The organism is Streptococcus salivarius (genome assembly GCF_002094975.1).
In the GTDB taxonomy this organism is placed as follows: domain Bacteria; phylum Bacillota; class Bacilli; order Lactobacillales; family Streptococcaceae; genus Streptococcus; species Streptococcus salivarius_D.
Genome location: NZ_CP015283.1, coordinates 2,022,483 through 2,035,368, shown reverse-complemented (window position 1 = coordinate 2,035,368; position 12,886 = coordinate 2,022,483). Strand labels below are relative to the sequence as shown.

Annotated in this window: 13 protein-coding genes and 1 pseudogene; 11 read left to right on the top strand and 3 right to left on the bottom strand. The window is 37.9% G+C overall.

The features are described 5' to 3' along the window. The first annotated feature begins 32 nt into the window (after positions 1 to 32). Positions 33 to 668 carry a copper homeostasis protein CutC gene (locus V471_RS09555; protein WP_045771848.1) on the top strand — a complete coding sequence of 212 codons (636 nt, stop codon included), beginning with the start codon at positions 33 to 35 and terminating at the stop codon, positions 666 to 668. Positions 669 to 1,143: 475 nt separating this feature from the next. Further along, the gene (locus V471_RS09550) at positions 1,144 to 2,163 is read left to right on the top strand and encodes a glycosyltransferase family 2 protein (RefSeq protein ID WP_232326833.1); all 1,020 of its coding nucleotides are present in this window, start codon (positions 1,144 to 1,146) and stop codon (positions 2,161 to 2,163) included. Here V471_RS09550 and V471_RS09545 read toward each other — a convergent pair. Together V471_RS09545 and V471_RS09540 are read right to left on the bottom strand one after the other, a co-directional pair. Continuing rightward, positions 2,148 to 2,879, bottom strand: a pseudogene (locus V471_RS09545) (transposase); the annotation flags it as partial. The gene V471_RS09550 and the pseudogene V471_RS09545 overlap by 16 nt on opposite strands. A gap of 52 nt (positions 2,880 to 2,931) precedes the next feature. Further along, positions 2,932 to 4,698, bottom strand: coding sequence for an MDR family MFS transporter (locus V471_RS09540; RefSeq protein WP_045768932.1), 1,767 nt, complete (start codon positions 4,696 to 4,698; stop codon positions 2,932 to 2,934). A 171-nt stretch (positions 4,699 to 4,869) separates the two neighbouring features. Here V471_RS09540 and V471_RS09535 point away from each other — a divergent pair, with 171 nt between their 5' ends. The 7 genes from V471_RS09535 to V471_RS09505 all read left to right on the top strand — a co-directional run bounded on the left by V471_RS09535 (position 4,870) and on the right by V471_RS09505 (position 11,017). Beyond that, a complete protein-coding gene (locus V471_RS09535; RefSeq protein ID WP_014633356.1) occupies positions 4,870 to 5,412 on the top strand; it encodes a TetR/AcrR family transcriptional regulator in 543 nt (180 codons plus the stop codon). Positions 5,413 to 5,694: 282 nt separating this feature from the next. Further along, positions 5,695 to 6,534, top strand: a complete 840-nt coding sequence (locus tag V471_RS09530; protein WP_014633355.1) for a DUF4300 family protein — start codon at positions 5,695 to 5,697, stop codon at positions 6,532 to 6,534. Positions 6,535 to 6,583: 49 nt separating this feature from the next. Then, positions 6,584 to 7,336 carry a CPBP family intramembrane glutamic endopeptidase gene (locus tag V471_RS09525; protein ID WP_014633354.1) on the top strand — a complete coding sequence of 251 codons (753 nt, stop codon included), beginning with the start codon at positions 6,584 to 6,586 and terminating at the stop codon, positions 7,334 to 7,336. Between the two features lie 170 nt (positions 7,337 to 7,506). Next, a complete protein-coding gene (locus tag V471_RS09520) occupies positions 7,507 to 8,550 on the top strand; it encodes a FecCD family ABC transporter permease (protein ID WP_045771845.1) in 1,044 nt (347 codons plus the stop codon). Between the two features lie 4 nt (positions 8,551 to 8,554). Beyond that, positions 8,555 to 9,310, top strand: a complete 756-nt coding sequence (locus V471_RS09515) for an ABC transporter ATP-binding protein (protein WP_045771844.1) — start codon at positions 8,555 to 8,557, stop codon at positions 9,308 to 9,310. Between the two features lie 20 nt (positions 9,311 to 9,330). Then, positions 9,331 to 10,347, top strand: a complete 1,017-nt coding sequence (locus V471_RS09510) for an ABC transporter substrate-binding protein (protein WP_045771843.1) — start codon at positions 9,331 to 9,333, stop codon at positions 10,345 to 10,347. After that, positions 10,328 to 11,017, top strand: a complete 690-nt coding sequence (locus V471_RS09505) for an alpha/beta hydrolase-fold protein (protein WP_045768930.1) — start codon at positions 10,328 to 10,330, stop codon at positions 11,015 to 11,017. The genes V471_RS09510 and V471_RS09505 overlap by 20 nt, the downstream gene beginning before the upstream one ends. Positions 11,018 to 11,113: 96 nt before the next feature. Here the strand turns inward: V471_RS09505 and V471_RS09500 are convergent, their stop codons facing one another. Beyond that, entirely contained in the window at positions 11,114 to 11,707 is a 594-nt protein-coding gene (locus V471_RS09500) for a class I SAM-dependent methyltransferase (RefSeq protein WP_045768929.1), read from the bottom strand. 155 nt (positions 11,708 to 11,862) lie between these two features. Here V471_RS09500 and V471_RS09495 point away from each other — a divergent pair, with 155 nt between their 5' ends. Then, entirely contained in the window at positions 11,863 to 12,444 is a 582-nt protein-coding gene (locus V471_RS09495; RefSeq protein WP_037603931.1) for a TetR/AcrR family transcriptional regulator, read from the top strand. A gap of 107 nt (positions 12,445 to 12,551) precedes the next feature. Further along, complete coding sequence (locus tag V471_RS09490; protein ID WP_084871443.1) at positions 12,552 to 12,863, top strand: hypothetical protein; 312 nt, start codon at positions 12,552 to 12,554, stop codon at positions 12,861 to 12,863. Positions 12,864 to 12,886: the final 23 nt, after the last annotated feature.

The window sequence follows — 12,886 nt, the reverse complement described above, 5'->3', positions numbered from 1 at the left end:
CCCTCGCTACTACAACTAATAGGAGGTTCAGTATGCCAATTTATGAATTTTGTGCAGAGAATGTCACTAACTTAGAAAAAGCTTTTAAAGCCGGTGCTCAACGCGTGGAGTTGTGTGATAATCTGGCTGTTGGAGGCACGACGCCTTCTTATGGTGTCATAAAGGCAGCCGTTGAGCTGGCCAAGGATTATCAGGCTAAGGTGATTGTGATGATCCGTCCACGAGGGGGCGACTTTGTCTATAGCCAGCAGGAATTGGCTATCATGCTAGAAGATATCAAATGTGCGCGTGACTTGGGTGTTGACGGCTTTGCACTTGGTGCTTTGACTTCAGAAAATCAACTCGATACAGAGGCTCTAAAGGCCTTGCTAGATGCCTGTCGAGGCTTAGAGGTTACCATGCATATGGCCTTTGACCAGATTCCTAAAGCAGATCAACCTAGTGCTATCCAATGGCTTAAGGACCACGGTGTGACGCGTCTTCTCACACGTGCTGGGACTCCCGAGACTGATTTAGAATCACGCTTGAAACGTTATGCAGAATTGGTTGGGTTAGCAGAAGGTCAGTTGGAGATTTTAGCCGGTGGTGGTATCTCCCTGGCTAATCGTGACCAATTTCTTGCCATACCTGGTCTTGAGCAAGTTCATGGAACACGTGTCGCCTTTTAGATTTCAATGGAACCAGCTTCTTGGCTTGGTTCTAGTTTACTATTAAAATGAACTTACCCATATATCTCTAGTATTTCCGAACATTTTAATTGTACTGTTCACAAAGAGTATTAGTAATATTTTTCTTTGACTTCGGAAAAAGTGTAAAATGCAATAATGAATGATAGTAAGTGTTTTGTTTGTCATAAAACTTGCGAGCAAGGAACTTTCAGTGATAGGTTATGTGATAGTTTACGCCTCATAGCAGTTGAAGAAATTTTGAATGAATACTTAGTAATTGATAGACCAAGTGTAACTAGTAATAATAGAGTAAATAGTGATTAGAAAATATGTATAGTGAGAAGTTAATGAAATCTTATGAATAATACCTATTTTTAGATAGCATTAATATTTATGGATATGAAATTAATCATGACATTATTTAAAAAGGATTATGCAGATAAAAACCAATTGTAGTTATGATGGAGATTTATAAATGAAAAAACTCGTTAGCATTATTGTGCCAGTCTTTAATGTAGAAAAATACTTAAGGCAATGTCTGGATAGTATTTTAGGACAGACTTTTAATCAGTTCGAGGTCATTATTGTGAATGATGGTTCGACGGATAATTCTGGTGCTATTTGTCAGGAATATGAAGCACGAGATAACCGAATTGTTTATCTAGAAAAGGAAAATGGAGGCGTGTCCGAAGCGCGTAATTTAGGATTAGACTTTGCTACTTCTGAATATATTATTTTTATAGACTCTGATGATTGGATTGAACCGACTTATGTTGAAGTCTTATATGAAAAAATTGAAGAATATCAAGCAGATATTGTTTTTGAAAATTATACCAGCTTCAATGATGAAGATTCTAACTTTTACTTCCATATGTCAAATGACTATTATGAAGAAATTTATGACAATTATTCAGTAATGAACTTATTAAATGATTCTAGAGAGTCGAAAAATGCCGCTTTAATTGTTCCTTGGGCAAAAATTTATCGAAAAGAAATTCTTAATGATCTTCACTTTCCATTGGCAAGGACGGGGGAAGATGCCTTATTTAATTTGAAAGTTTTCTTGAAATCAGAAAAAATAGTCTATATCCATAAAGGATCTTATATTTATCGACATCGAGGAGAGAGTTTATCGCGTAATTGGACGGTTGACTGGTTTAATGAGAGTCTTTTAATTCAAGAGGAACGATTATCAATGTTGGCGACTCTGGGATATCCACTGAGGGCGTATAAAAAAGGTTATATGGATTCGTTAAATTTCTTTATTTCAGAAATTGAAAATAGGAAGCTACCAAAGTCTCACATCTTTTACCAAATGAAAGAAAAGAGAGATTTATTAAACTATCTTACACCGATGCATAAAGACAATAAAAAAGCCATTATTTTGGTATCCCACTTTCGCAATCTGTACGAAATTCAAACGACTATTAAGTCCATTTGTTTTCATAATCGCTCACTCCGCTTTTATCTTGTAAATCATGCTTCAACCGTATAAGCTAAGGCCCAGCCGTGTTTATCACAAGCTACTTGAGCATTGTAAGCGAAGACTTCCTTATGTTCCCCCTTATGAAACCAACCACTGTCTGGGTCTGTCGTTGATTGTTTCTTAGGTTTAGCCTCGCCTTTTTTGGCGGGCTTTAAGAACTTTTTTGCGTGTTTTTTCCTATCTAAATTAATCTCAATCTCCAGTTGTTCACTCATGAATTTAGCTTTTTGATCAATAACAACAGTTTTGTACTTATGATTATTAGCAGCTGCCTTGATATGGGTCCCATCAATGAAGATTTCTGAGGGATCAATGAGCCCTGCTTCCAAAACATGATGAAGCACATGACTAAAAATGTGTGCTAACACTTCCTTGTTTTCAAAGCGTCGGCTATAGTTCTTACCGTAAGTTGTAAAATGAGGCACCTTATCGTCCAGAGATAAGCCAAGAAACCAACGGTAAGCCGTATTCACCTCAATATCTTTAATGGTTTGGCGCATAGAACGAATGCCATAAAAACATTGAATCAACGGAATTTTAACTAATAAAACAGGGTCTAGACTAGGGCGACCATTATCCGAGGAATAACTATCTTCGACAAGATCATAAATAAAAGAGAAATCAATCGTTTCCTCGACTTTTCTTAGAAAATGGTCTTTAGGAACAAGTTCATAAAAAGCAAGAAAAATCCCCAGAAGTATAACTTCTGAGGACCTTGTCTTCATTTTGAGCCAGCCTAAAGTTTAGACTGGCTTTTCCTATTATAAAATAATTTAGTTATTCAACTTTTCGCTTTTCTGTCATCAGAGCTGACGGAGTACATATCAATACAACGATTGCTCCTACAATAAATACATTATCAAATGCCCTGCTTAACTGATCATTTTTTTCATTGACAATGACTTTAAGAGCAGATGATAATTCATCCCTTTGAGCTAATAATTTAACCGCTGTACCAACTTTAGCTTGTTCTCCAGATATAGTTTTTAAACTGCTTGATAACTGAGAGACACTTGAACTAATGGTTTCAACTCCATTGATCAATAACTGATTTGTATCATAAATCTTTCTATAATTGCTCCCCTTTTTAGGTTCTGGAAGATTATCTGTTTTTTGAGCAGCTGTTTTGATTGTATCGCCCATATTGCTTTGTTTGGTTGAAATACTATTACTATTCTTAGTCGTATCGAAAGTTTTTGCAATTTCCTTCTTAGCAACTTTTTTTACGTCTGTTGATAAAACCCGTTTTTCAATTTGGTTATACGCTGTTTCCTTAATTTGTGTTTTAGCAATATTGACATTACTATTTAAAATGGTAACGAGAAGAGCCATACCAATGGCCTGTCCAACATATCTAGAAGAGTTAACGATACCTGACCCAATTCCGGCCTTATTAATTGGTAAATATTTTACTGATGATGTTAAGGACATTGCCATAAATCCTAGTCCTAAACCAATAATTACATTACAACAAACAATGATGCTTTGTGAGGTATTATACTGAATAAGACTAAGCATAAATAATCCACCTGCTGTAATAACTAAACCGATACTAATGAGCAATCTTGCACTAATTTTTTGGTACATTTTAGTTGCTAACGGCATACCTACTACGATAGCTAAAGAAGTAGGAATAATAAGATATGCTGAATGCAAAGCAGAATAGTTGCGAACATTTTGCAAGAAATAGTTTAAGATTAATGAAGGTACGATAATCGCAAATCCAAAAATCATATAAATAAGACTTGAAGATGTAAACGTACTTTCCTTGAATAATTTTAAGTCAATGACAGGTGATTTTACTCTTCTTTCGGTTAAAAAAAGGAAAAATAGGCCTACGACACTAATAACAAAACTAGCTATGATGGTTTGTGAACCCCAACCATACTCGCGACCTTCTAATAAACCAAATATAAGTCCACCTAAAGTACAAGTAAGAAAAATAATACCTAGCCTGTCAATATTCTTTGAAATTGTTAAATCATATGATTCTTTTGTTCCCACTAGGATCATCAAAAATGCAATAATGGCGATTGGAACATTAATACCAAAAATCCAATGATATGTTGTCCAATGGACAATTAAACCACCAATTACTGGTCCTCCCGCTGCAGCTAAGGCACTGAAGGCCCCCATAATAGCAGTAATACGGCTGGTATTCTCTTTCCCCAATAGTTCAATTCCCATGGGGAGAACAATTGGAGTTAATATGGCACCTCCAATTCCTTGGAAGAACCTAAAAATAATTAAGAGTAATAATGAATCAGCCATCATGCAGGCGAATGAGAAAATACCAAATATTACAACACCAATTAGCATAACCAATTTTCTACCGTAGATATCAGCGAGTTTTGAAACAGTAATAATAAATACAGACATTGCTAAAACATAGATTGTTGCTACCCAACTTGTATCAGTCAATCCAGTATGTAAGTCTTCCATAATATTTGGTAGGGCGATATTAACAATCGTTGCATCTAAAGCTCCCATAAACATTGCTAAAACTAGCCCTATAAATCCTAGAATTTTTCTTGATTTTGTCATTAAATTCTATTCCCTTCATTAATTATTTTGTTAAATGATTAATGATGCATCAATTATCTTAGTGAACATAAAACAGTCTTTTTTTACTTTTACAATTCACATAAAAAGAATATAATAATACCCATATATTGACCATGACAACATCAAACAATATGTTTAATTAAGGAAAAAATGACAAATAAAAGAAAGACTAATAGCGTTACTAACCTCAAGGCTGCCTTGATAGACCTCCTACTTGAAATGGAGTACTCAAAAATAACCATTGGAAATATAACTCAGAGAGCAAATGTTAGTAGGGGAACATTTTACCAACATTTTCTTGATAAGGATGATTTAGCATACTCTATCGGAACAGAGACGATGCAAAGATTTTGGGAGATTTTAGCTCAAGGAAATTTAGATAAAGAGGACATGCTTTTAAAGGCTCTACTATTAATTAAAAATGACTATAAACATTTTAAAGCAATATCAAAAGCACCTCACGTTCAATTTAAAGATAAAGTTCAACAACTAATTTGCGACTTAATAAATAACAACAAAACTATTAGAGAAAAGATCAAGAAAAATACGAAGATTTCAGATGAAATTGTGATAAAAGCCTTCTCTGCATCTTTTGAAACCATTATTTCTTTTTGGATTGATAATGATTTATCGGAAAGTCCCGAAAAAGTTGTAGATAATATAATAAAAATTGAACAACTATTTTGGAAATAATAAAAAATAGAGAAAAAAAGATAACATTCCATAGTCTTCAAATGGTGTGAGTCTAAACTGAGACTTTACGCCGTGATAAAAACGCCTGAAGCATTGGTATTTCAGGCGTTCGGAATTTTTGAGACTTTAGGCTCAAAAATTAGCCATGGAACTTCGAAGGAGTTCGCTGGCGTCCGCTATCACCTAAGGAAAGTCTCAAGTAAAAGTCTTTATCCACAAGAAAAAGCATCTTGAGAATGAGCAGTCAGCAAAATCTGGTATAATGAAGCCAAGGAGGCGCCTATGAAACATCTGAAAAAACAGACGCTAATTCTTTTATCTATCGCTAGCCTATTACTCGTCGGTCTAGCAGTTTTTGCACATATCCACAAAAAGGAGGAAAAACCAAGCTACTCCAACCTTAATAGCAAGGCCAGTCTTAATGAAGTGCGCTCCATTCTCTCGAAACATTTGGAAAAGGGGAGTGTGGATAACTTTATCAATCTGGTTAGGGATTACAATGATACCGTGGGTTCTGTTGGACTTTCTGGGGATTTTGCACCATTTAGCAAAACAGACTATGATGTGGAAAAAATCAGTAGCCTGTGGACAGCTAAGCATGGTGACTTTATCGGTACCAACTGTCGTATCAACACCTATACGCTACTGAAAGGCAAAATTAAGATTCCACAGGTCAAGAGTGATAGTGAGCTCCTTTTCCAAGATAAGGACGCTATTGACAAGGGCAAGCTCTTTGATGCCAAGGATCAGGCAGACTTTGAAATTCTCTTTTCAAGGGTCAAGACTGAAGCCACCCAAGATGTCAAGATTCACGCCAAGCATATGGAGGATTACTACAAGCAATTCACCTTTGATGACAAGGCACGCATGCTGTCAGTCGTTGTCCACGATAATCTGGATGGAGATTCCCTTTTTGTCGGTCACGTTGGCGTCCTGGTACCTACGACAGATGGATACTTATTTGTCGAAAAATTGACCTTCGAAGAGCCCTACCAAGCCATAAAATTTGCTAGTAAGAAAGATTGCTACAAGTATCTCACAACCAAGTACAAGGATTATACCGGACCGGGTCTAGCCAAACCCTTTATCATGGACAATGGCAAATGGGTGGATATGGACTAGCTTAAGGTGAGAAGAAGGTTTTAAATAGGCAAGAAAAAGGAAGCAAGATATGAAAAGAAAACAAGCCTTGTTGCTTTATCTAGTGGGGACCCTTGGACAAATCTTACTGGTCAGTCTCCTAGTTTGGTTGCTAAGAGCAGGAGGAGTTAGGGTTGATTATGGAACTCCAATTGGCCTCTTTACCCTTATCTTAGGTGGCTTGTCATCAGCCATTTGGGGAGGCTATGTTAGCATCCGCTATCATCACTCTAGTTTTAAACAACTTGTCAGAGATTTTTTCCAAGTCAAACAGCCTCTTAGTAACTATCTCTTAGTCCTCATTTTTCTAGGTTTGGATTTTTTACCACTGGTCTTGAGTGGAGGGATGATTATTCAGGCTTGGTATCTCCCCATTATCTTATTTTGCAAAACCCTTGTCTTTGGTGGTATCGAAGAAATCGGTTGGCGCTATTTTTTCCAGCCTGCTTTGCAAGAAAAGTTGACCTATCTAGTGTCCACGCTCTTTACATTTTTGGCGTGGTCACTATGGCATATCCTCTATTTTTACATTGATGGCTCTCTGGCCACGATTCATTTATTGCCATTTTTGCTAGGTTTATTAAGCAACTGTTTTATCTTATCCGCTATTTATACCAAGACCAGAAGCCTTTGGCTTTGTGTCATGACTCATGCGCTAGTCAATGCTTTATCGCAACTGTCATCAACTGAGGAGAGCCTTTGGTTATCCCTTGTGATTAAGGTGTTGATAATTCTTCTTGCAATGAAAATTGCTGGTAGCAGTATGGAGAAAGTGAAATCCTAAGCTAGCTTGATTTTCATTGTTTTAGTTAGTTATAATTCCTAAGAGTAGTTAAGTGACTGCTCTTTTTTTCTTTGTAAGCCTCAAATGACCTTGCCCATATTTTTGAGGCATGTTATACTAGAAAGGTATTGTCAAAATTTTCTGACATTACAGGTGGAAAGGAGGTGCTAATGCCTTTTAAAAAAACAAAACACCTTGTTTTTTCCCGCTACCTAAGCCTGCTCTGTTTGCTTCTAGTTTTACTAGTAGCGTCAGTTTTTGTAGCAGTGTCTTTAGGGGCGGTCACTATAGATATAGGTGATACCTATGGTGTCATCTTCAGTAAATTGGGGCTTCCGATTGCCAGTCATAGCATAGCCAAGCCACTTGAAGCTATTATCTGGAATATGCGAGTTCCTAGGGTTCTCCTAGGGTTAATAGTTGGTGCAGGTCTTTCCATGTCTGGGAGTGTCATGCAGTCAACCGTCAATAATCCGATTGCCGAACCCTATATCCTGGGAATCTCGGCAGGGGCAACTTTTGGAGCAACCTTGGCCATCATTTTAGGCCTTAAGGCTGTGGTAGGCTTGGGTGCCTTTGTGGGGGCTATCCTAGCGACGATTCTTGTCCTAATCATTGCCTCTATGCAGGGGAGAGTGACCACATCTGGCCTGATTTTATCTGGAACGGTTGTCAATGCCCTCTTTATTGCCTTTGCCAATTTTATAATCTCTATTGGAGCGACAGCAGACAGTGTCATGACCATTAAGTTTTGGACCATGGGTTCATTGACAGGAACATCTTGGTCAGATGTGATGCTTCCAGCAGTAGTGGTTGGTTTGGCCTTTCTCTTTTTCTCAACTCAGTATCGTGTCTTCAATGCCATGATGATGGGAGATGAAGCAGCTTTGACTTTAGGGATTCCACTTAGACTCTACTGGTATCTTTACATTGCCATTGTTGCGGTCATAACGGCCATCTTAGTTGCTAGCTGTGGGATTATTGGCTTTGTCGGCTTGATTACCCCTCATATTGCTAGAAGTTTAGTCGGGACTAACTATCGTAAGCTTTTCCCAGTGGCAACTCTCTTAGGTTCCTTGTTTGTGGTTTGGGCAGACGTTTTAGCTAGAATCCTCGTCAAAAATGCGGAGCTACCTATCGGAATCTTTACAGCCTTGGTTGGCGCACCTTTCTTTATTTATATTGTGACTAGAAATCGTAGGAAGGTGGTTTAGACTTATGGATGTAAAGTGTCAGGATATTCATTATTCGATTGGAGAGAAAAAAATCCTAAACGGTGTCTCTCTTGAGGTTGAAGGTGGGCAATTCCAGACCATACTGGGACCAAATGGGAGTGGAAAATCAACCTTGCTCAAAACGATTTACCGCCAGTTGAAACCAGATAGCGGTCAGATTTTTCTTGATGGAAAATCCCTAGACCAGGTAAGCCTAAAGGAAACTGCAAAAGAAATGGCCGTTGTGACACAGTTTAACACCCTTCAATTTGATTGTACGGTGGAAGAAATTGTCATGCTTGGCCGAACGCCCCACCTTTCCTTTTTGCAAAAAGAATCAGAGCGGGATCACGTCCTCGTTCAGGATGCCCTAGACAAGGTTGGCATGTCTGAAAAGAAGACACGCTATTATTCGTCCTTATCAGGTGGCGAAAAACAAAGAGTCATCCTAGCGCGTGCCTTGGCTCAGGAACCCAAACTACTTTTATTGGATGAGCCTACTAATCATTTGGACATTAAGTATCAGTTGGAGATGTTGGCCTTGGTCAAGGAACTCGGCATCAATGTTCTCGCAGTTCTCCACGATATTCAACTGGCCTGTCGTTTTTCAGATTATATCTACTTAATGAAAGGGGGTGAGATTGTTGCCCAAGGTGTCCCAAGGGATGCCGTAACCCCACAATCCTTGCAGGCGGTTTATGATGTTCAGAGTCGTATTACCTGGACGGATGACCAGCAGGCAATGATTCAGTATTTATAAGCCTAGGAAAGGAAGGCCTTATGAACAAGAAAACATTTCGTATCGCATTAATCGCTGCAGCAGTCCTCACATTGACAGCATGCAGTTCTACATATAAAAACAGCACATCATCGTCATCAACAGCAAAAGAAACGGTGAAAAAGACCAAGTCAGAAACCCAGTATCCTTTGACTGTCAAAACTTATGACGATAAAGGAACTGAGCTAGATCAAGTCTTCAAAAAGGCACCAGAAAAGGTTATCACCAACAACCTTTCATCAACTGAAATCTTGATTGAGCTTGGTTTGAAAGACAAAATTGTCGGTATGCTTAACCCTGACAATGAAGTAACCGATAAATATAAGGATGACATTGCTTCAATCCCACATATCGGTGATAAGAAAACAATTTCTCAAGAAGCCATCTTGGCTTACGGACCAGATGCTCTTATTGGTCGTAACATGATGTTCTCAGACAAGTCAATGGGAACCATCAGTACATGGAACAGCAACGACATTCCTGTCTATACGCAAAAAGCTTCTGTTTCAACAACTAAACAAGATTTGAATAATATCATCGAAGATGTTAAAAATATTGGTGACATTTTCAACGTTCAAGACAAGGCAGACAAGTATGCGGGACAACTTCAAAAGCGTATCGACGCTGTTAAAAAGAAAAACAAGTCTTCTGACAAAGACTTGAAGAAGGCTCTTATCATGTGTGCTTACAACGATGAGACCTTTGGAACTTACAAATCTGCCCTTCAAGAAAGTATGCTCAATCAGCTTGGTTATACCAATGTTGCGACAGGAACATCAGATTTGACTCTGGAAAATCTCGTGTCAATGGAACCAGAATTGATTATCTATGTAACCAGTGACCGTAATAAGGCCATGGACAAGGAAGCAACAGACAAGATGGAAAAGAACGCTGTTCTTGAAAATGTTCCAGCCGTTAAAAACAAGAAAATCATGACTATTTCTTATGATGAGCTTATGGATTACGGTCCATCTGTGATTGATTCTCTTGAAAAGGTTAATGACTTTGTTAATAAATAAAGACTTTGTCTGCCATGACATTCAGGTTACAGTTGCCCTTCCTGAGTCCTATGATTCCAAGAAGGCTTATCCAGTAGTTTTTCTGAACGATGGGCAGCTTGATTATCTGGGAAAGTTGGAAGATTCTGTTATCCTGGTTGGACTTGAACCTCAGAGTCGCTTGGATGATTTTACGCCTTGGCAGGCTCAGGCTCTGAGACCTGGAAGCTCTGATTTTGGCGGAAAGCTAGCCAGCTATCATGACCATCTATTTGGGCATATTTTCAAAAGCATCACACAGGAGTTTCGACTGGATGAAAGTCGTATGGCTTACGGAGGATACTCGCTGGGTGGTTTGGCTGCTATTTCCAGTCTTTATAGCAGTGATAAGATGCCTTTGCTCTTCTCCATTTGTGGATCCTTCTGGTATCCAAATTTTGTAGCTTACTGCAAAGCCCACCAGCCCATCAATAAGTCTTGCTCAGTCTATTTACATAACGGTTTGACCGAGGGGGCTAATCATAAGAATAGACTGGCCAAAGCTCCTAGTTATGCCAAAGAAGTGCATGAACTTATCAAAAAACAGAGCGTGTCTACTTATTCAGCATTTGACCCCTACGGACATCATGACCATCTCCAAGAAAGATATGACGCTTTTTCGGATTGGTTGATTGAGCAGTGGCAACTCTGAATTGCTGATAGTGGTGAGTAGGAAAGAGATAAGAAAAGTAGTGAAGAAAGTTCCGACGATGGAATCACTTCACTACTTTTTGTTATGCTTAATTTCCTAATCACTCTTAGTGACAACATACACAACCCATTTGTAATTTTGCTTTTCTTCAATCTTTGAAAAGCCAATGCTTGCTAACAACTGTTTCAATTCATGGCTTGTTCCATAATCTGTCATATGATATTTTATTTTTTCTTTCTCGGAAGCAATAATCAAAGTGGAAGGATTGGACATGACTCTATAGATTTCCTGAAAACTCTGTTTTAAATCCTCCCAGAAAATATGTGTCTGGATGGCAAATACCAAATCAAAATCATTATTTTGGTAGGGAAGGTTTGCTACATTGCCAATCCTCAGCTTAACACTTCTGTTTTCTATAGCATCTGAATGAATTCGTCTAGCAGTATGATAAGACTCTTCGGAAATATCAATACCATGAATGTCAAGATTTTTATCTAACTCAAGAAGGTTCTTAATAGTGCTGCCACCGCCATAGCCGATTTCTAAAATCCGACTATTGTTGGGGATAGTGGTTTGTTTGATTGCCCAAAGGCTGAGTTCCTTGAAATAGGACGACCAGATGTTGGTAATCAATCGACCGACAAGACCACTCGGTTTTCTAGATTGCTTTATAAGATATTGAATGAGCATGTTCCCTCCCATTTTTGAAAATAAAATTTGAAATATACATGATTAAAATTCAAACTTTATTATAGAGAAAGCTAGTAAGAATAGCAAGAAAAAATGAAATATATGCTCATTAATTTCAAACTTATGCTACAATTGGTAGTAACAGAGGTGTTCACATGAATCAATATCAAAAGACGACTGAGAAAAAGAAGCAAGCGATTATTCAAGCAGCCTTACAATTATTTAAAGAAAAAGGTTTTAAGGAAACGAGTATAAAATCTATTGCAGAGGTAGCAGAAGTATCACCAGTTTCTATCTACAATTATTTCGGGGGCAAAGATAATTTGGTAGCTCTCTGTGTTAATGACTTGTTTGAAGAAGTCACACAGCAAGCTGAGGACATTTTAAATAGTAATCTAGATTTTAAAACAAAATTAAACCAGGCTTTTTCCCTATGTCAGGAGAAAATGAGTCGGCAAATCTCGGACTATTTTCAAGATAAAATGGTGAAAGAACCTACTTTTTCAACTCTCTTAGCGAAAGCGATCACTGCAAAAAAACGTGATATCTATCGTGCTTATATTGAGCTAGGAAAAGAAGAGGGGGCTATTGCTGAAGACCTATCGACAGAGCTTATCTTAAATGTCATGGATGCTCTTAATAGTATGGGAAATCAGTTAGACAACAGTGACAATTTAGAGACAGAGGTTGAGCAAATTCATCAGATTTTTTTGTATGGTATTTTTGGAAAAAATTGAGCCTATCTTTTATGGTATTTTATGACTTGCCTCATTCATCTTAATCAGTTGTATATTCTCATACAAGGGTGTAAAATCTACTATACAAAGATAAAGAGGAGCAAGGTATGGAATTAAAAGATTTTACAAAACAAGAACAAAAGCAAATCGAAAAAGGTTTGAGTACAGCTGAGATTTCTGACAAGGAAGCGGCTAAGAAGTTGCTCGCTCTCGTACCTCAAGAATGGATTAAACGCATTCCTTTTTTTGTCAGAGGCCATGCGACGACCAAGACGGTGGAGCGTGTGGCTAAGCAATATCCTGCACTCTACGCAGTAGCCAAACGCCAAGGGGACCTTCCTGAAAAAGAAGGCCAAGAGTTGCGAAAAATCATGACAGGCATCTTTGAAGAAAAAATGAATAAACACAAGATTAAGTAAGATTTATAAAGATCGTGAACAAT